Annotated in this window: 17 protein-coding genes and 1 pseudogene; 10 read left to right on the top strand and 8 right to left on the bottom strand. The window is 71.8% G+C overall.

What is annotated here, in order from left to right; translation table 11 throughout:
• Window positions 1-28 precede the first annotated feature (28 nt).
• A pseudogene (locus tag CRP55_RS18310) lies at window positions 29-419 on the top strand (DNA polymerase beta superfamily protein); the annotation flags it as partial.
• A 102-nt stretch (window positions 420-521) separates the two neighbouring features.
• Window positions 522-899: a hypothetical protein gene (locus CRP55_RS18305; RefSeq protein WP_097321302.1), complete on the top strand. Its 378-nt coding sequence runs from the start codon at window positions 522-524 to the stop codon at window positions 897-899.
• Window positions 900-1,410: 511 nt separating this feature from the next.
• On the opposite strand, the gene CRP55_RS18300 is transcribed toward CRP55_RS18305, so the two are convergent.
• Window positions 1,411-1,998: a TetR/AcrR family transcriptional regulator gene (locus CRP55_RS18300; protein ID WP_097321301.1), complete on the bottom strand. Its 588-nt coding sequence runs from the start codon at window positions 1,996-1,998 to the stop codon at window positions 1,411-1,413.
• A 97-nt stretch (window positions 1,999-2,095) separates the two neighbouring features.
• Between CRP55_RS18300 and CRP55_RS18295 the strand changes: the two genes are divergently transcribed.
• Window positions 2,096-2,875: a glucose 1-dehydrogenase gene (locus CRP55_RS18295; protein WP_097321300.1), complete on the top strand. Its 780-nt coding sequence runs from the start codon at window positions 2,096-2,098 to the stop codon at window positions 2,873-2,875.
• Between the two features lie 10 nt (window positions 2,876-2,885).
• On the top strand, window positions 2,886-3,464 hold the full coding sequence (locus tag CRP55_RS18290) for a cadmium resistance transporter (protein WP_218854617.1): 579 nt from the start codon (window positions 2,886-2,888) through the stop codon (window positions 3,462-3,464).
• On the opposite strand, the gene CRP55_RS18285 is transcribed toward CRP55_RS18290, so the two are convergent.
• Together CRP55_RS18285 and CRP55_RS18280 are read right to left on the bottom strand one after the other, a co-directional pair.
• Window positions 3,459-3,878: a YkvA family protein gene (locus CRP55_RS18285; RefSeq protein WP_097321298.1), complete on the bottom strand. Its 420-nt coding sequence runs from the start codon at window positions 3,876-3,878 to the stop codon at window positions 3,459-3,461. The two genes, CRP55_RS18290 and CRP55_RS18285, sit on opposite strands and share 6 nt — an antisense overlap.
• Window positions 3,879-3,888: 10 nt before the next feature.
• Complete coding sequence (locus CRP55_RS18280; protein WP_245923127.1) at window positions 3,889-5,046, bottom strand: MFS transporter; 1,158 nt, start codon at window positions 5,044-5,046, stop codon at window positions 3,889-3,891.
• A 93-nt stretch (window positions 5,047-5,139) separates the two neighbouring features.
• Here CRP55_RS18280 and CRP55_RS18275 point away from each other — a divergent pair, with 93 nt between their 5' ends.
• A complete protein-coding gene (locus CRP55_RS18275; protein ID WP_097321296.1) occupies window positions 5,140-6,066 on the top strand; it encodes a LysR family transcriptional regulator in 927 nt (308 codons plus the stop codon).
• A 7-nt stretch (window positions 6,067-6,073) separates the two neighbouring features.
• On the opposite strand, the gene CRP55_RS18270 is transcribed toward CRP55_RS18275, so the two are convergent.
• The gene (locus CRP55_RS18270) at window positions 6,074-6,322 is read right to left on the bottom strand and encodes a hypothetical protein (RefSeq protein WP_097321295.1); all 249 of its coding nucleotides are present in this window, start codon (window positions 6,320-6,322) and stop codon (window positions 6,074-6,076) included.
• Between the two features lie 462 nt (window positions 6,323-6,784).
• Here CRP55_RS18270 and CRP55_RS18265 point away from each other — a divergent pair, with 462 nt between their 5' ends.
• From CRP55_RS18265 to CRP55_RS18245, 5 genes are read left to right on the top strand one after another with little or no spacing between them, the layout of a single operon-like run.
• Window positions 6,785-7,513 carry a cutinase family protein gene (locus CRP55_RS18265; RefSeq protein WP_097321294.1) on the top strand — a complete coding sequence of 243 codons (729 nt, stop codon included), beginning with the start codon at window positions 6,785-6,787 and terminating at the stop codon, window positions 7,511-7,513.
• A gap of 9 nt (window positions 7,514-7,522) precedes the next feature.
• Entirely contained in the window at window positions 7,523-8,167 is a 645-nt protein-coding gene (locus CRP55_RS18260; RefSeq protein WP_097321293.1) for a nucleotidyl transferase AbiEii/AbiGii toxin family protein, read from the top strand.
• Window positions 8,168-8,186: 19 nt separating this feature from the next.
• Window positions 8,187-10,673, top strand: a complete 2,487-nt coding sequence (locus CRP55_RS18255; RefSeq protein WP_097321292.1) for a DEAD/DEAH box helicase — start codon at window positions 8,187-8,189, stop codon at window positions 10,671-10,673.
• Window positions 10,673-12,007, top strand: coding sequence for a sensor histidine kinase (locus tag CRP55_RS18250; RefSeq protein ID WP_097321291.1), 1,335 nt, complete (start codon window positions 10,673-10,675; stop codon window positions 12,005-12,007). The genes CRP55_RS18255 and CRP55_RS18250 overlap by 1 nt, the downstream gene beginning before the upstream one ends.
• Window positions 12,004-12,675 carry a response regulator gene (locus CRP55_RS18245; protein WP_097321290.1) on the top strand — a complete coding sequence of 224 codons (672 nt, stop codon included), beginning with the start codon at window positions 12,004-12,006 and terminating at the stop codon, window positions 12,673-12,675. The genes CRP55_RS18250 and CRP55_RS18245 overlap by 4 nt, the downstream gene beginning before the upstream one ends.
• On the opposite strand, the gene fxsT is transcribed toward CRP55_RS18245, so the two are convergent.
• The 4 genes from fxsT to CRP55_RS18225 form a co-directional block, all read right to left on the bottom strand.
• Window positions 12,672-15,038 (bottom strand): FxSxx-COOH system tetratricopeptide repeat protein, encoded by a 2,367-nt coding sequence (gene fxsT / locus CRP55_RS18240; protein ID WP_245923125.1) that lies wholly within the window; start codon window positions 15,036-15,038, stop codon window positions 12,672-12,674. The genes CRP55_RS18245 and fxsT overlap by 4 nt on opposite strands.
• Complete coding sequence (locus CRP55_RS18235; protein WP_097321288.1) at window positions 15,026-16,207, bottom strand: aKG-HExxH-type peptide beta-hydroxylase; 1,182 nt, start codon at window positions 16,205-16,207, stop codon at window positions 15,026-15,028. The genes fxsT and CRP55_RS18235 overlap by 13 nt, the downstream gene beginning before the upstream one ends.
• Before the next feature lie 207 nt (window positions 16,208-16,414).
• A complete protein-coding gene (locus CRP55_RS18230) occupies window positions 16,415-16,624 on the bottom strand; it encodes a hypothetical protein (RefSeq protein ID WP_097321287.1) in 210 nt (69 codons plus the stop codon).
• 25 nt (window positions 16,625-16,649) lie between these two features.
• On the bottom strand, window positions 16,650-17,339 hold the full coding sequence (locus CRP55_RS18225; protein WP_097321286.1) for a hypothetical protein: 690 nt from the start codon (window positions 17,337-17,339) through the stop codon (window positions 16,650-16,652).
• Between the last annotated feature and the right edge of the window lie 17 nt (window positions 17,340-17,356).

Raw genomic sequence — 17,356 nt, 5'->3', positions numbered from 1 at the left:
TCGCAACGGTCAGCGGCGCCCACCGAGGCCGTTGCACAAGGCCCTGAAGGAACTGGCGCCGAGCTTCATCACGAACAACCAAGCCCACCACTACCTGGGTTTCGCCGCGACACAGGAACGCCTTTTCGAGAAGACGGGCGACTTGAAACCCGCCCTCTATCTGCACCGGGTCCTGCTCACCGGACACCATTTGATGCGCACCGGCGAACTCGAAACGGACCTGAATGTGCTCGGGAACGGCTTCGACTTCGTACGGGATCTGATTGCCCTCAAGCGCGACGCCGAGCACGGGGGACGCCGCGTCCCTGCGTACCGCGCTGGAAGAGGCCCGCGACAGTTCTTTTCTGCCGGCCACGCCCGCGGCTTCCGCCGTTTCCGCTTTGCACGACCTGGTGGTCTCGGCCCGTCTGTCGGCGTAGCCGTCGTATTTGTCTTCGGTGCGGCCCGCCGCACTGCCTTTAGCGCTTCCTAGGACACTAGGAATTACGTTTCGGAGGCATCGTCGGTTTACGCTGATCGGCATGAGCGCCACCCTTGCCCCGGTCCACCTGGCCCGGCCCCACCGGCCGGTCGTCGTGGCGGGCACCCTCGGCGAGCTGCGCGGCCCCACCGCCGGCCTGGTCGAGTTGCCGCTGCGCCTGTGGTGGGGGCCGCAGCGCGCGTTCGACCTGTCCGAGCCGACCATGCTTACTTGGATGTACGAGAACGTCCTGCGCGAGGCCATCCGCCTCACCGAGCTGCGCGCCTACCTCGACGGCCCCACCCTGATCCGCGTCTGGCCCGACCTGAACCTCCCCCGAGCCGTCCGCGCCGCCTGGGAGACCCGCCACCCCCACCTGCGCCTGGCCGCCGCCCGCCGAGCCGCCGACCGGCTCGCGGCGAGCGCTTTCACTCGCTGAGCTCAGCTCATCAGCAGGTCGCGCCTTGCGCGAGGCCGGCCGGCCTTGCAGCAGCCGGGCGTCTGAGCCTCGTTGATGTGGCTCGGCCTCCGCTGCTCCGGGTTCCGACGGCTCCGCGATTCCGGCTGTTCCGCGATTCCGTGTTTTCGGCGACTTCGCGGTGTAGGCGACTTCGCAGTGTAGGCCGGTCCGTTGTCGGCCGGTACGCCCGCCGACAATCTCCCCACAGCGGGAGCCGGGTCTCAATCTTGTCGTTCCGCGCCGGTTCCACTCCGGAGCTGGACGAGTCCGTTCCACAGGTCCGACCAGAGTTCCTCCGCGGCCGCGCGGCCTTCCGGCCTCAGGTTCCAGTGCACGACCCACTTCGCGTCGCCAAGCCCCATCCCGCCTTGATCGCCGCAATCGGCGAGTCGGTGTGCCGGAGCGACTCCCCCGCGATCTGATCCACGTCCGCGCCGGCCGTGAACAGCCACGTGTGCCGCGCGCGTCCGGCCGTCGTCATGCCCGAAGACTAGCGAGGTGTGGTGTCGGGGCCGTGCCAGAACGCGGGTGAGGCCGCGATGATCAGGCGCTCACCGCGGGCCACGTCCAGGGGATCGGTGGGGAGCCAGGCCTCGACCGCCCCCGCCGTGCCCGACGCGGCGTAGGCGGCCAGGACCCGGATGTCGTCCGGCGAGTCGGTGCCCGGCGGGAGGATCTCCGGGTAGGCGCGGGCGTGTGCCTCCAGCGACTCCCGGACCACGACCTCCAGGTTTTCGCGCAGCGGCGGCAGCAGGTGCGGGCGGGCCGCGTTGCGGTAGACCGCCGCGTGCTCGGCCACGTGCGCGCACAGCGAGTGCACGCCGGCCCGCATGCCCGAGTCGGCGTGCAGACCGCCGGCCAGGTCGGGATGGCTGGCGGCGATCGACTCCAGCTCTTCGCGCAGGACCGCCGCCAGCAGCTCGACCGGGGACGCCGCGTGCCGGTAGAAGGTGTCGCGGGTGACGCCGGCCTCGTGGCACAGCTCGGTGACGGTGACCTCGGTGATCGGCCGCTGCCCGGCCAGCCGGTAGACGGCGGCGCGGAGGGCTTCCCGCGATCGTCGAAAGCGCGGGTCCATTCGCGGAACTATAGCCGTGACGCGCTATCTGACACTTGTCAGATAGCGCGTATGCTCGAACCGGAGCCGGCCGCCGGGCCGGCAAGGGGAGGCAACCATGGCCAGGTTCGACGGCAAGACCGTCATCGTCACCGGCGGCGCCCGCGGGATGGGCGCCACGCACTCGCGGAGCTTCGTGGCCGAGGGCGCGCGCGTCGTCATCGCCGACGTGCTCGACGCCGAGGGCGAGGCGCTCGCCAAGGAGCTCGGGGACGCCGCGATCTACCGGCACCTCGACGTCACCGACGAGCAGCAGTGGGCGCGGCTGATCGAGGAGACCAACGCCGTGTTCGGCGCGCCGGCCGTACTCATCAACAACGCCGGGATCGGCGGCAAGGGCGCCTTCGTCGAGGACGAGACCCTCGAGGACTGGCGGCGGCTGCTCGCGGTCAACCTCGACGGCGTCTTCCTCGGCACCCGGGCGGTCATCCCCGGCATGAAGGCGGCCGGCGGCGGCGCCATCGTCAACATCTCCTCATTCGCCGGCCTGATCGGCACGCCGAACGCGGCCGACTACACGACCAGCAAGTTCGCCGTCCGCGGTTTCACCAAGGCCGTCGCCATGGAGGTCGCGTCGCACGGCATCCGGGTCAACTCGGTGCACCCCGGCTACATCCGCACGCCCATCCTCGGTCCGCTCGGCGACGAGGTCGTGCACGGCAAGGTCGCCCTGGACCGGATGGCCGCCCCCGAGGAGGTCACCCGGATGGTGCTGTTCGTGGCGTCCGACGAGGCCGGCTATTCGACCGGCTCCGAGTTCGTGGTCGACGGCGGCTGGTCGGCCGGCTCCCCGGTCGGCATCGGGCAGACCAACCTGGCGTTCCACGAGGCACCCTAAGATCCCTGGAATGCTCATCGGTCAGGCCGTCGTCCTGTTCGCGGTCACCAACATCGACGACATCCTGATCCTGGCGCTGTTCTTCGCCCAGGGCGCCGGCCGCCGGCATCTGACCCGCACCATCGCGGCCGGGCAGTACCTCGGCTTCGCCGGCATCCTCGCGGTCGCGGCGGCCGCCGCGTTCGGGGCGACGTTCCTGCCCGAGGCCGCCCTGCCCTACCTCGGGCTGCTGCCGCTCGCGCTCGGCATCAAGGGCGCCGTGCAGGCCTGGCGCCACCGCGACGACGAGCAGGAGGAGGAGGAGGGCGAGAGGAGCGGTGGCCCGAGGAGTCTCGAGGTGGCCGCGGTGACGTTCGCCAACGGCGGTGACAACATCGGGGTGTACGTCCCGGTGTTCGCCACCGCCGGCGCGGCCGGGATGACCGTCTACGTCGTGGTGTTCCTCGTGCTGGTGGCCGTCTGGGTGGCGGCGGGCCGGTTCTTCGCCACCCGCCCGGTGATCGCCCGGGCGCTGAGCCGCTGGGGCCACGTCGTGCTGCCGATCGTCCTGATCGGCCTCGGCCTGTGGATCCTCGCCGGGGGCTTATAGGGACGAGCCGCGGTGGAGGCCGGTCAGGCGGGTCAGGGCGGCGAAGCCGTCGTCGGTGCCGGGCCAGTGGCGGCGGACGGCCTCCAGGCCGGCCCGGCGGACGGTGGAACGCAGCACAGCGGTCACGATGATCGCGTCGTCGGCGTAGCCGAGGACCGGGATGAAGTCGGGAATCAGGTCGAACGGCACGGCCAGATAGGCCAGCAGCAGGCCGAGGCGGATCCGCACGCCGCGCGGCAGCGTGCGGTCACCGGCCAGCCGGCGAAGCAGCCGCAGCAGGTCGGGCAGCAGCCGCAGCGCCTCTTTGAGCTGGCCCTTCTCGGGCTTCGCGGCCAGCAGGGCGATCAGCAGCACCGCCCAGACCAGCACCAGCGCCACGGCGACGCCGATCAGGGTCTGCCACCACCAGGCCATGCGTCCCACCCTACGAGAGCCGCCGCGGCAGCAGGAGCGGGGTGGCCAGCAGCAGGACGCCCGAGATCGTGATCGCGGTGAGCGTGCCGGTCACGGTGGCCAGCACTCCCCAGATCACCATCAGGGTGGCCTGCACCAGCTTGCCGATCACGCTCCAGGTGCTCAGGATCTGGGCGGCCTGCCCGGCCGGGATCCGTTCGAGGCGCTCGGTGGCGTGGATCGGGTTGAACACGCCCATCGCCGTGATCAGCAGAGCCTCGACGGCGATCACCGTGAGAAAGCCGGAGAAGCCGGGATGACTGAGCGCGAGACCGAGCGGGAACACCGAGCGCAGCCACCCCGAGACGATCATGACCCGCTGCCGGCCGAAACGCTTGACCAGGCGTACGGACAGCCGGGCACCCACGAAGCCACCCAGCGCCGGCAGGCCGAACGCGAGCCCGTACTGCCAGGCCGGGAAGTGATATTCCCCGAGCAGCAGGACGGCCAGCAACGGCACGGTCGCCATGATCAGGCCGCTGACCAGGACCGAGTTGAGGAACAGCCGTACGAGCACGCGATCCTCGACCACGAAGCGCCACCCGTCGCGACGCCGCCCGGGCGAAACGACGTCGTCACCGCGGATGCGCATCAGCCCGAGCGCCGACAGCAGGTAACTGAACGCGTCGGCGGCCACCGTGACGACCGGACCGAGCAGCCCCACGAGCGCGCCACCCAGGGGCGGTCCGGCCGCCGTCGCCACCCAGCTCGTGCTTTCGAAGCGGCCGTTGGCGGCCAGCAGCCGTTCGCCGCGCACGAGGTGCTTGAGATAGGCGCCGGACGCGGCCGAGAAGGCGATCCCCGCGGTTCCGGACACCACTGACACAACCATCAGTTGGGCATAGGAGAGAAGTCTCAGGACGTACGCGAGGGGCACGCTGGCCACCGCCACGAACCGGGCCACGTCCATCGCGATCATCACCGGCCGTTTGCGGCGCCGGCCGGCCCACGCCCCGAGCGGCAGCGCGAGGATCGCCGCCACCGCGAGCCCTACCGCATCCAGCAGCGATACCGCGAAAGTCGGCACGTGCAACACCTGAACCGCGATCAGCGGGAACGCCCCGAACGCGATCCACGTGCCATAGGTGCTGACGGCATAGGCGAGCCACAACCGGTCGAGAGTGCGCATGCGCCGCATCAGACCGGCACCCGGCGTTCTCGATCAAACAACTGAAGATCGGCGAGCCACAACCTTCAGTTGTACGGGGTTAGGCTGCGCCCCATGGACACCGAGGCACTGCGCTCGTTCGTACGGGCGGCCGAGCTCCGCCAGCTCCAGCACGCCGCCGAGGAGCTGGGCGTCACGCAACAGGCCGTCTCCAAGCGGATCGCCACCCTGGAACGCGAACTGGAGGTCCGCCTGTTCACCCGCACCGCCCGCGGCGTCGAGCTCACCCTGGACGGGCAGGCCTTCCTCCCCCACGCCCGGGGCGTCGTGGCCGGCGCCGACCGGGCGGTGACCGCCGTCCGCCCCGGTTCCCGGGCCCTGCGCGTCGACGTGCTGGGCCTGCGCACCGCCCAGGCCGTGGTGCTGCACGACTATTGGCGCTCGCACCCCGGCACCGACCTCGACGTGGTGACCTTGCGCGTCGACGACCCGCTGGTGGCCGCGGCCGCCGTCCGCTCCGGCGACGTCGACGCCTCGTTCCGCGCCGTCCCCGACCGGTCGGCGCTGCCCGCCGACGTACGAATGATCCCGGCCTTCGATTCTCCGCTGGAGTTGCTGACCGGCCCGGCCCATCCGCTGGCCGCCGCCCGTTCCGTGACGCCGTCCCAGCTGCGCGGCCTGCGCCTCTGGGTGCCCGGCATCGTCGCCCGCAGCGAGTGGTCGGTCTTCTACGACGAGCTGGCCACCGCCTTCGACCTGTCCGTCGACGCCACCGGCCCCAACTTCGGCAACGAGGTCCTGCTGGACACCCTGGCCGACTCGCCCGACGTGGCCACCCTCGTCGGCTCCCGCGACCGCTACCTGTGGCCCACCACCCACGACCTGCGCCGCATCCCGATCACCGGCCCGGCCCTGGTCTACCCACTCTCGCTGCTGATCCCCGCCACCAAGCCCCACCCGGGACTGCGCGCCGTCATCGACCACCTCAAGGCCCTCGCCCCGGCACCCGAGCCGGCCTGGCGCCCGTCATGGGCCGGCTGAGACGGCGTCAGCCGCCTCCGAGCGCGGACAACGCGACCCACAGCACCGCGATCCCCACGAAGGCCGGGCCGGTGACGGCTTCCGGGTGGCCCAGCACGGTGAGGACCGCCCGTGGCCCGCGGATCTCGTCGCGGCGGACCGGACAGGGTTGTGACTGCACACTCCGCCCAGGCGACCGCGGACCCAAGAAGGCCGTGGCCGGCAACACGAGCTCGGCGATGCCGATCTCGAGCGCCGCGCCGCCCGAGATCGGCATGGCAGTGGCGACAAGAAGGGCCTCGTGGCCGCGTGAGGTCCAGCACGGTGCACGCTGAGGTCGCCGGTCTCGGCGGACTCCAGGCCGAGGAGCGCGCTGGGCACCACCGGCCGCCGGGCCGCCAACAGCGCCACTGCTGCCGCGTGCTCGTCCGCTTGATCCGGTCGGTAGCGCCGGCGGGCCTCGACCTCATCGGCCCGCCTGGAATCCGGAAGACGGTCGCGCGGGAGTTCGGCCCCCGCTACGCGCGAAAGGCGCCGGACGGCCCCGGCCACGACGCAGGCCGCGCTGAGCTCCCCGGTCGCCGGGCGGGATTCGTACCTCTTCTTCTTGAACCTTCAACGTCACCCGGAGTGAGTAACTCGACGTTTTTCGATGTATTGAACCGTCGGGCGGACACGCTGCGTATCACCGGGCAGCTATCTGCACTCGCAGTGCTTTTTTGGCGGAAGGGGCGGCAAGATGCGCAGAAGCGGGAACAAGGCGAAGATCGCCACGATCGGGGCGGGCGCGGCGCTGGTCGCGGGCGGGCTCCTCGTCGCACCGCAGGCCTTCGGTGGGACGACCTCCGGGACGAAGGCGGCGAATTGCGCGGCGGTGCACATCATCGCCACGCGGGCGTCGACCGAGCGGCCGGGCGCGGGCATCATCGGCTCGCTGGTCAGCGGCGTGCAGCGGGCGAGCCGGCAGACGGTGAGCACCGAGGCGACCGACTATCCGGCGGTGCTGAACCCGTACGGGCCGAGCGTCTCGGCGGGTGTGCGGGCGCTGACCGGGCAGATCACGGCCAAGGCGGCGCAATGCCCGGACACGAAGCTGGTGCTGATGGGCTATTCGCAGGGCGCGCACGTGATCGGCGACGTGCTCGCCGGCAGCGGGCGCCAAGCCGTGTCGACACCCAACCAGCCGCTGAACGCGCAGCTGGCGGCCAAGGTCACGGCGGTGATCCTGATGGGTGATCCGCGCTATGTGGCCGGCAAGTCGTTCAACGCGGGCACGAGCCGCACCAACGGGCTGTTCGCGCGGGGCAACGACGCGGCGCTGGACGGGTTCGCGGCGAACTTCCAGTCCTACTGCGACACCGGTGACAATTTCTGCGCGCGCGGGGCGAGCCTGGCCACGCATCTGGGCTACACGCGCAAGTACAACACCGTGGCCCAGCGGTTCGTGCTGCAACGCGTGGGCGGATAATCTACCCCGGTGGCGAGCGTCGACGACTTCTACCGTGACGTCGCGCGGATAGCGCTCGCGGTCGCCACCAAGCACGGTTTCGTTCTCGGGGGCGGTGTCGCCTGGCTGGTCAACGGCCTGGTGGCCCGCCCCACCGAGGATGTCGACCTGTTCACCGACGCGCCCGGCGGCGTGGCCGCCGCGGCGGGCGAGGTGACCGCGGCGCTCCGGAAAGCCGGCCTCCGCGTGGTGGCCGAGGAAGGCGACGAGCTCTTCGAGGGCATGTCCGCCGATATCCAGGAATTTCTGGTCGCAGACGAACACAAGGCGCTCCGCCTGACTTTGTGCCGACTGGATCGTCAGAAAACCCCGGTCGTCATGGAGCTCGGCCCGGTCATGCACCTGGACGATCTTGTGGCGACGAAGGTGGCCGCCCTGGTCAACCGGCGTGAAGTCAGGGACTACATCGACGTGGCGGCCGCCCTGGAGCGCTATTCCCTGCCCGAGATCATGGAGCTGGCACGCAACGCTGATCCGGCGCTCGACCCGGACGACATCGCGGACGCCGGGCGCTATCTCGATCGGCTGGACGACGCGAGGTTCGCACTCTACGGGCTGGGCCCGGCGGAAATCACAGCGTTGCGGCAGCGCCTCGCGGAGTGGCCGCGCAGGTAGCAAATATGATTGCCAGATCATGACGCTGACCGATCGCCTTCCCGGCACCAACGAGCCCGACGCCGTCTTCGACGCTTTCCAGAAGTGGGCGACCGAGCAGGGCCTGGCCCTCTACACCCACCAGGAAGAGGCGCTCATCGAGGTCGCCACGGGGGCGAACGTCATCCTGAACACCCCCACCGGCTCCGGTAAGAGCCTCGTCGCCACCGGCGCGCACTTCGTGGCGCTCGCCGACGGGCGCACCACCTTCTACACCGCGCCGATCAAGGCCCTGGTCAGCGAGAAGTTCTTCGCCCTGTGCGCGATCTTCGGGGCGCACAACGTCGGCATGCTCACCGGCGACGCCAGCGTGAACGCCGACGCCCCGATCATCTGCTGCACGGCCGAGGTGCTGGCCAACCTGGCCCTGCGCGAGGGCGCGGACGCCGACGTCGGCCAGGTCGTCATGGACGAGTTCCACTTCTACAGCGAGCCCGACCGGGGCTGGGCCTGGCAGGTGCCGCTGATCGAGCTGCCGCAGGCGCAGTTCATCCTCATGTCGGCCACGCTGGGCGACACCACCCGCTTCGTCGACGACCTCAGCCAGCGCACCGGGCGGCCGACCGCGGTGGTCTCCAGCGTCGAGCGTCCGGTTCCGCTGCTTTTCTCGTACGCGATGACGCCGCTGCACGAGACGATCGAGGAGCTCCTGCAGACCAAGCAGGCGCCGGTCTACATCGTGCACTTCACCCAGGCCGCCGCCCTGGAGCGGGCGCAGTCGCTGATGAGCATCAACATGGCGACCCGCGAGGAGAAGGACAAGATCGCCGCGGCGATCGGGAACTTCCGCTTCGCCGCGGGCTTCGGCCGCACGCTGTCCCGGCTGGTCCGGCACGGCATCGGCGTGCACCACGCCGGCATGCTGCCGAAATACCGGCGCCTGGTGGAGACCCTGGCCCAGGCCGGGCTGCTCAAGGTGATCTGCGGGACGGACACGCTCGGCGTCGGCATCAACGTGCCGATCCGCACGGTGCTGTTCACCGGCCTGTCGAAGTACGACGGGGTCAAGACCCGGCTGCTCAAGGCCCGCGAGTTCCACCAGATCGCCGGGCGGGCGGGCCGGGCCGGGTTCGACACCCTGGGCACGGTCATCGTGCAGGCCCCCGAGCATGTCATCGACAACGAGCGGGCCCTGGCCAAGGCGGGCGACGACCCGAAGAAGCGCCGCAAGGTCGTGCGCAAGAAGCCGCCGGAGGGCACCATCGGCTGGGGTCAGCCCACCTTCGACCGGCTGGTCGCGGCCGAGCCGGAGCCGCTGAACAGCTCGTTCCAGGTGTCGCACGCGATGCTGCTCAACGTGATCTCGCGCGGCGGCGACCCGTTCGTGGCCATGCGGCATCTGCTGACCGAGAACCACGAGGAGCCGGCCGCCCAGCGCAGGCACATCCGGCGGGCCATCGCGATCGCCCGGGCGCTGCTGGCCGGCGGGGTCATCGAGCGGACGCCCGAGGGGACGTACCGGCTGACCGAAGATCTTCAACTGGACTTCGCGCTCAACCAGGCCCTGTCGCCGTTCGCGCTGGCCAGCCTGGAGCTGCTCGACCCGGAGGACCCGTCGTACGCGCTCGACGTCGTCTCGGTGATCGAGTCGACCCTCGAAGACCCGCGGCAGGTGCTGTCCGCGCAGCGGCAGAAGGCCCGCGGCGAGGCCGTCAACGCCATGAAGTCCGAGGGCATCGAGTACGAGGAACGGATGACCCTGCTCGAGGACGTCACCCATCCGCGGCCGCTGCTGGAGCTGCTGGAGGCCGCGTACGAGACGTACCGCCGCGGGCATCCGTGGGTGGCCGACTACGAGCTCAAGCCCAAGAGCGTCGTGCGTGACATGTACGAGCGGGCGATGACCTTCACCGAGTACGTGTCGTTCTACGGCCTGTCGCGCTCCGAGGGGATCGTGCTGCGCTACCTGGCCGACGCGTTCCGGGCGCTGCGCCAGACGGTGCCCGAGGACCGGCGCACCGAGGAGCTCACCGACCTGATCGAGTGGCTGGGCGAGCTGGTCCGGCAGGTCGACTCCAGCCTGCTCGACGAGTGGGAGAGGCTTCGGAACCCCAACTTCGACATCGAAGAGGTACGCCTCGACGACAAGCCGCCCGCGGTCACGCGCAACACCCGCGCGTTCCGGGTGCTGGTGCGCAACGCCATGTTCCGCCGGGTCGAGCTGGCCGCCCTGCGCCGCTGGGACATGCTGGGCGAGATGGACGGCGAGCACGGCTGGACCGCGCAGCGCTGGCAGGACGCCATCGAGGACTACTTCGACGAGTACGACGAGATCGGCACCGGGCCGGCCGCCCGCGGCCCGGCGTTCCTGCACATCGAGCAGACCTCCACCGCCTGGAACGTTCGGCAGGTGTTCGAGGACCCCGAGGGCGATCACGACTGGGGCATCGACGCCACGATCGACCTGGCCGCCTCGGACGAGACCGGCGCGGCGGCGATCGTGATCACGGCCGTCGGCCCGCATTGATGCTGTCGCGGCGCCGGCTGATCGGGGGGTTCGCCGCCGCGGTGGCCGGGGTGCCATTGATCACCCTGATCGCGTACGGAACGGACCTCGCCCTGCCGGACGTGGTGCTGATCCTGGTCGGCGCCGTGGTGGCCGTGGCCCTGCTCGGCGGGCTGTGGCCGGCGTTGCTGGCCGCGCTGACCGGCTTCCTGCTGCTCAACTTCTACTTCACGGCCCCGCTGCACTCGCTGCACGTCAACTCCCCCGAGGGGCTGCTGGCGCTGCTGGTGTTCGCCGGGGTCGCCTCCAGCGTGTCGTGGGTGGTCGACCTGGCCGCTCGGCGCACCCGGCAGGCCGACCGGGCCGCGGCCGAGGCGCGCACCCTGGCCGCGGTGGCCGGCGGCGTGCTGACCGGCGCCGACCCGCTGCAGGGGCTTCTCGATCAGCTGAAGGAGCAGTTCGGCCTGGAATCGGCGACCCTGCTCGAAGGCGGCACGCCGGTGGCGAGCGCCGGCGGGCCGGTCACCGACGGCGACATCGCCATCCCGGTCGACGGCTCGCTGACGCTGGTGCTGCGCGGGCGGGTTCCCGAGCCGGGCGAACGGCAGGTCGTGCGGGCCTTCGCCGCCCAGGCCGCGGTCGCCCTGCGCCAGCAGCGCCTGGCGATCGCGGCCGAGGGCGACCGGGTCCGCACCGCCCTGCTGGCCGCGGTCGGCCACGACCTGCGCACGCCGCTGGCCTCGGCCAAGGCGTCGGTGGCGGGGCTGCTCAGCGAGGAGGTCGAGTTCGACGCCGCCGACCGGCACGAGCTGCTGGTCACCGCGGACGAGTCCCTCGACCGGCTCGCCGCGCTCGTGTCGAACCTGCTCGACATGAGCCGTCTGCAGGCCGGGACGCTCGGCATGGTTCCGGCCGACGTCGGCCTCGAGGACGTGGTGCCACGCGCGCTGGACGAGCTCGGCCCGGCCGGGCGGCGCGTCGCCGTACAACTGCCGGACGATCTGCCGGCGGTGCGCGCCGACCCCGGCCTGCTCGACCGGGTGCTGGTCAACGTGGCCGGCAACGCCCTGCGCTACTCGCCGGCCGGCCGCCCACCCACGATCACCGGGCAGGTCGCGGACGGGCGGGTCGAGCTGCGCGTCATCGACCACGGCCCGGGCATCCCGGCTGCCGACCGCGACCGCGTCTTCCTGCCCTTCCAGCGGCTCGGCGACCGCGACAACCACACCGGTGTCGGTCTCGGCCTGGCCCTGTCCCGCGGCCTGACCGAGGCGATGGGCGGCACCCTGACCCCCGAGGACACACCCGGAGGCGGCCTCACCATGGTCCTCACCCTGCCGATGAGCCCGTCATGACGCGCATCCTGGTGGTCGACGACGATCCGCAGATCGTGCGGGCCCTGCGGATCAACCTCAGGGCGCGGCAGTACGACGTCGACGTCGCCCCCGACGGCGCCGGCGCGCTCAAGGCGGCCGCCGCCCACCCGCCCGACCTGGTCGTGCTCGACCTGGGCCTGCCCGACATGGACGGGGCCGAGGTGATCCGCGGCCTGCGCGGCTGGACGACGGTGCCGATCATCGTGCTGTCCGGCCGGGCCGAGGGCACCGACAAGGTGGCCGCCCTCGACGCCGGCGCCGACGACTACGTGACCAAGCCGTTCAGCGTGGACGAGCTGCTGGCCCGCATCCGGGCCGTGACCCGCCGCGCGCACACGGCCGAGGGCAGCGGCCCGGCCACCGTCACCCTGGGCCGGTACACGATCGATCTGGCCGACCACACGATCACCCCGGAGCAGCGGCTCACCCCGACCGAGTGGCAGCTCCTGGAGAGGCTGCTGCGCAACCCGGGCAAGCTGATCACCCAGCGCAGCCTGCTGCACGACGTGTGGGGCCCGCAGTACGGCACCGAGACCAACTATCTGCGCCAGTACATGGCCCGGCTGCGCCGCAAGCTCGAGGACGACCCGACCCGCCCCCGCCACCTGATCACCGAGCCGGGCATGGGATACCGCTACCAGCCCTAGAAGGGGTGCGGATCCAGGGTCCGGTGCAGATACCGGCCCTCGCGGAACGCGCGCACGGCCGGGTGGGTGCCGCCCAGGGCCGCGGTCAGCCGGATCTCGGCGTCGCCGTCGGCGCCGCCCATGAGGGCCAGGTCGGCGGCGGCACGGATCGCGTCCGGGTGTTCGGGGCCGAGCAGCGCGTCGAGGGCGGCCACGACCGGTTCGATGACGGCCCGGGCGTCGCCGACCGCACCGGTCTCGGCCTCGAGGATGGCCACGTTGGTCCGGGCGGCCAGGGTCGAGGGGTGTCCCTCGCCGAGGCGCACGGCGAACTCCTGCGCGGCCTGCTCGGCGAGCCGGCGCGCGGTGCTGAGATCGCCGTCGGCGCGGGCGGCCGCGGCGCGGTTGTTGCGGCAGGTGATGGTGTACGGGTGGGTGTCGCCCAGGCTGCGGCGATAGGCGGCCTCGACCTCGGCCAGCTCGCCCGGCTCCAGCAGGCCGACCGCGCGGCTCAGCCGGCAGGCCAGGGTCTCGGGACTGCCCGGGCCGAGCAGTTCGGCCAGGTGAGCGTACGCGGCGTCCAGGTGGGCGGCGGCCTCGATCACGTGGCCGGCGCTGCGCTCGGAGACGGCCAGATTGGCCATGGTGCTGTACGTGCGCGGTGTGCCCGTCTCCCGGTGCCGGCCGAGGACATCGGTCAGCAGGGCGATCGACGCCTCGTACTCGCCGGCCTCGCGCAGGTCACGGCCGAGGTTGTTGCCGGCGATCAGGGTGAGCGCGTGTCGCGGGCCCAGCACCAGCGAACACCGCTCGTACACCGCCCGCTCGTGGCCGGCCGCCTCGCGGGCCCGGCCGGCCAGGCGCTCGGAGACGGCCAGGTTGTTCAGCGCCGACATGGTCCGCGGGTGGTCGTCGCCGAAGGTCGCGGACCAGGCGGCGTACGTGCCCTGGTCGCGTTTCAGGGCCTCGTCGTAGAGGCCGAGCGCGCGCAGGTCGCGGCCGAGCCCGTTCGCGGTCATCAGCGTGTGCGGGTGATGCTCGCCGAGCAGTTCCCGTTGCCGGGCCAGGACGGCCTCGTCGAGGGCGCGGGCCTCGGCGAACGCGGCCTGGTCGCTGAGGATGTTGGCCAACGTGAACCGCAGGTGCAGCAGCTGCCGCTCCAGCGGGCCGTCGCCCGGGCGGGCCTGGCGGTGCCGCTCCCAGCGGGCGGCGAACTCCTCACCCATCCGCCGGCCGTCGTCGAAGCCGCCGCTGAGCCACACGTACCGCAGACGATCGATGATCAGTTGCCGGACCGGCTCGTCGCGGCACTCGGCCGCCCCGGTCACCTCCAGATGGGGCCAGATGTGGCCGAACGCGGGCCAGGTGGCCGGATCGTCGACCTCGCCGGCGGGGCGGGCCGCGGCCAGCACGCGATGCACCTGGTGCCGGGCGGTCTCCTGCTCCTGCGGGCTCATCCGCTCGCGCACCACCTGCTGCAGGAGCCGGTGCAGGAAGATCTGACCGTCGTCGATCTTCAAGAGAGCCAGCCGGTTGATCTGCTGAACCAGGGCCGGCACGGATTCCGGCGGGTCCAGTTGCCCGGCCATGGCGTCGCTGTAGATCAGGTCCAGGGCGATGTGCGACGTCATCATCGAGCAGAGTTCCAGCAGCCGGTACGCCGCCGCCGACCGTTCCCGCAACCGCGCCAGCGACAGCTCCCACACCGCTTCGACGCGCGCCAGGTGGAACTGGCCGACCTGACCGAGGTAGTCGCCGGCCGTCTGGCCGGTGTCGGCCAGCCAGGCGCCGGCCGCGGCGACCGCGATCGGCAGTTCACCGAGCGCCTCGGCCAGCCGGGCGGCGTCCGCCTCGCTCATCGCGGGCACCCGCTCGCGCAGGTGGGCGACGCTCTCCGCGCGCTCGAAGCCGTCCACCGGAACGGCCCGCGCCAGATCGGCCCAGCCGGGATCGCGGGACGTGACGATGACGTGCCCGCCGGGACCGGGCAGGAAGCGGCTGACGACGTCGATGTTCTCCGCGTTGTCGAAGACGATCAGCCAGCGCGGCGCCACGCCCCGGCTCAGCGCGGCCAGCACCGCGCGGGCCCGGCCGGCGATGCCGTCGGCCGCCGGCACGCCCAGCTCGTGGGCCAGGTCGGCCAGGGCGGTGTCGACGAAGACGGCCGGATCGGCGTCGATCCACCAGACCAGGTCGTAGTCGGTGCGGAACCTGTGGGCGTACTCCATCGCGATCTGGGTCTTGCCGATCCCGCCCATGCCCTGCAGCACGACCGGGGTGTCGCCGGACAGCAGCTTCTCGCGCAGGCCGAGCAGGGCGGCGTCGCGGCCGGTGAACCGCACGTTGCGGATCGGCGCGTGGAACACGGCCGTCAATAGGACCACCCGCGCACGGTGCCGGCCATGCGCTGGGCGAAGCGGGCGCCGGCCTCGGTGAGCCGGTCGCCGGTGAGCAGGCCGTCGATCGCCTCGGTGGTCCAGTCGCGGTAGCGGCGGTAGAGGCCACGGCCGGCCGGGTCACCGACGGCCTCGCTGCGGTGCCGCCAGATGTCGGCCACCGCCAGGTGGGCGTACGCGCCGCGCAGCACCGCCTCGACCGGGCGCGGGTCGTCGCGCCAGCCCACCGGCAGCCGCTCGGCCACGGCGTCGTCGGGCACCAGGTCGATCAGGTCGAGGACGGCGCCGAGCTTGGTCAGCTGGAACTCGCGCACGAGCAGCACCGCCGCTTCGGCCGGGTCGGCGGCGGGCGAGAGACCGACCGCGCCGAACGCGTGCCGCGAGGTCGCGCCGCGGGCGGTGCCGTCAGGAGCGGCGGCCAGCGGGACGATCGCGCGCAGCCCGCCGCGCAGGCCGTCGAGCTGGGCCGGGGCGTCGGCCGCGACCCGCTCCCAGATCGCGGCCAGCCGGGCCGCCCAGTCCCGTTCACCGTCGGCGTCCAGCCAGGCCGCCTCGGCGAACTCGAGGCGGTCGCGGTACGGGTCGGCGTCGTCGAGCAGAACCCGTACACCGTCGAGGGAAACCCACCGGCAGGCGTGCCAGCCCGGAATCTCCTTGCCACCGGAGGACGGCAGCTCGGCCCGGCCACCCGGCCAGCGCAGCACCACCGACGACCGGCTCACCGTGACCCGGACCTGCTCGGCCGGCGCCGCGAACACACCGACCGTCGGCAGGTGGATCAGGCCGTCGTGGGCGTGCACCTGCACGTCGGCGTGGGCGCCGGACCGGATGGCCACGGCCGCCGCGATCGCCGCCGCCCGGTCGGGCTCGGCGTCCTTGCCCTCGAGGCAGGCGACGGCCCAGGAGCGCACGAAGGGATGGCCCAGCACGGCGTCGAAGGCGGCCGGGGCGGCCCGCTCGAGCTCGGCCAGCAGCTCACTGCCGGCCGCCGTCTCGCCCAGGATCTCGCTGACCAGGGCCCGGTTGACGGCCAGCTCGGCCTCGGCGAGCACACCGACGGCCGCGGCGTCGCCGTACCCGGCGGCTATCCGGTCGAAGACGTCGGCCGGCAGCGCGCCGAGGTCACCCGCGACCGGGGCCGGACGCTCGTTGATCACGCCGGAGGGTCAGAACACCGAGCGGCGAAGAATGCGGCGCACCACCGAGGCGGCCTGCTTATGGTCGATGCGGTCGATCGGCGTCCGGCGGATCTCATCCAAGGGTGTCTGCTGCACGACGCCTCCCCCTAGCGGCAGTGAATGCCAAGCCAAGAGGAAGCATAGAAGACACTGGAGGTCATGTCACGGGCACATTACGTGCGTCTCTCAGTGGCGGTTCGTCCCGATCACCCGGAAGGTTCCGGTCAGCTCCAGCACCCGCGGCTCCTCCACGTCGGCGTCGCAGAGCAGGGCCACCGGCTGCCGGGGAAGGTTCGACACCTTGTCCGGCAGCCAGCCCACGACCAGCCAGATCTTGTCGTTGGCGGGCGTGTCCCCGGTCTCCCGGAGGTAGAGGGGATAGTGCTGCGGGATCATGACCTGACGGTACGCGGCGGACCCGCTACAGATCCTCGAAACGGCCACGACGCTTGTTCAAGACCTTCGCCGGTACGGAGGCCACGCGCGTCCCCGCCGCAAGACCGTCGAACAGGTCGACGTCGATCTCCTCCCCCGGACCCGGCATCGGATCCCACGCGTCCCACGGCAGGGTCGCGACCCCCTGCCGGGCCACGAGGTCCTTGAGGACGTCCCCGGCCACGAACCAGTCGCCCTTGAACTCCTCGTCGTGGCCGAACGTGTCCGGGTCGGCCTTCCCCGCCCGCACCAGTTGCCAGGCCTCCGGCCCGGTCACGAAGGCGCCCGGCGGCAGATCGAGCGTGTCGAAGTCGATGCCGAGAACGCCCCGCTGAAGGTCGTCGATCTGCGCGTCGGCCCACTTCCCGTCCCCGTACTCGACGATCCAGTGGTCCTCGTACCAGCCCTTCTGGAAGTACGTGGCGAAGCCGCACCGCGCCTGGGCCTCGATGCCCCGCTCGCGCAGCAGCGAGGCCAGCATCTCCGAGTACCCCTGGCACATGGTCGCCACCTTCTCCCCCGGTTTCGCCAGGGCCAGCAGGTCGCCGGGACGCCGCACGTGCAGCGAGTCCGGGTCGGGGCCGACGTCCACTCCGTACTGGTCGGCCCACGCCTCGTGGATGTAGTGCTCCTGAAGAAAGCGCGTGATCTCGGCGACGGTCTCTCTGTCGGTCATGCGCCCATCGAAGCGCC

The sequence above is a fragment of the Paractinoplanes atraurantiacus genome (assembly GCF_900215205.1).
GTDB lineage: Bacteria > Actinomycetota > Actinomycetes > Mycobacteriales > Micromonosporaceae > Actinoplanes > Actinoplanes atraurantiacus.
Note: the sequence above shows the minus strand (reverse complement) of the source record. Positions and strands in the feature narration are given on the sequence as shown.

What these genes read in the sequence shown, in the direction of transcription:
- CRP55_RS18305 (WP_097321302.1), top strand. Translation starts at nt 522, where the DNA reads ATGAGCGCCACCCTTGCCCCGGTCCACCTGGCCCGGCCCCACCGGCCG.
- CRP55_RS18300 (WP_097321301.1), bottom strand. Translation starts at nt 1,998, where the DNA reads ATGGACCCGCGCTTTCGACGATCGCGGGAAGCCCTCCGCGCCGCCGTC.
- CRP55_RS18295 (WP_097321300.1), top strand. Translation starts at nt 2,096, where the DNA reads ATGGCCAGGTTCGACGGCAAGACCGTCATCGTCACCGGCGGCGCCCGC.
- CRP55_RS18290 (WP_218854617.1), top strand. Translation starts at nt 2,886, where the DNA reads ATGCTCATCGGTCAGGCCGTCGTCCTGTTCGCGGTCACCAACATCGAC.
- CRP55_RS18285 (WP_097321298.1), bottom strand. Translation starts at nt 3,878, where the DNA reads ATGGCCTGGTGGTGGCAGACCCTGATCGGCGTCGCCGTGGCGCTGGTG.
- CRP55_RS18280 (WP_245923127.1), bottom strand. Translation starts at nt 5,046, where the DNA reads ATGCGCACTCTCGACCGGTTGTGGCTCGCCTATGCCGTCAGCACCTAT.
- CRP55_RS18275 (WP_097321296.1), top strand. Translation starts at nt 5,140, where the DNA reads ATGGACACCGAGGCACTGCGCTCGTTCGTACGGGCGGCCGAGCTCCGC.
- CRP55_RS18270 (WP_097321295.1), bottom strand. Translation starts at nt 6,322, where the DNA reads ATGCCGATCTCGGGCGGCGCGGCGCTCGAGATCGGCATCGCCGAGCTC.
- CRP55_RS18265 (WP_097321294.1), top strand. Translation starts at nt 6,785, where the DNA reads ATGCGCAGAAGCGGGAACAAGGCGAAGATCGCCACGATCGGGGCGGGC.
- CRP55_RS18255 (WP_097321292.1), top strand. Translation starts at nt 8,187, where the DNA reads ATGACGCTGACCGATCGCCTTCCCGGCACCAACGAGCCCGACGCCGTC.
- CRP55_RS18250 (WP_097321291.1), top strand. Translation starts at nt 10,673, where the DNA reads ATGCTGTCGCGGCGCCGGCTGATCGGGGGGTTCGCCGCCGCGGTGGCC.
- CRP55_RS18245 (WP_097321290.1), top strand. Translation starts at nt 12,004, where the DNA reads ATGACGCGCATCCTGGTGGTCGACGACGATCCGCAGATCGTGCGGGCC.
- CRP55_RS18230 (WP_097321287.1), bottom strand. Translation starts at nt 16,624, where the DNA reads ATGATCCCGCAGCACTATCCCCTCTACCTCCGGGAGACCGGGGACACG.
- CRP55_RS18225 (WP_097321286.1), bottom strand. Translation starts at nt 17,339, where the DNA reads ATGACCGACAGAGAGACCGTCGCCGAGATCACGCGCTTTCTTCAGGAG.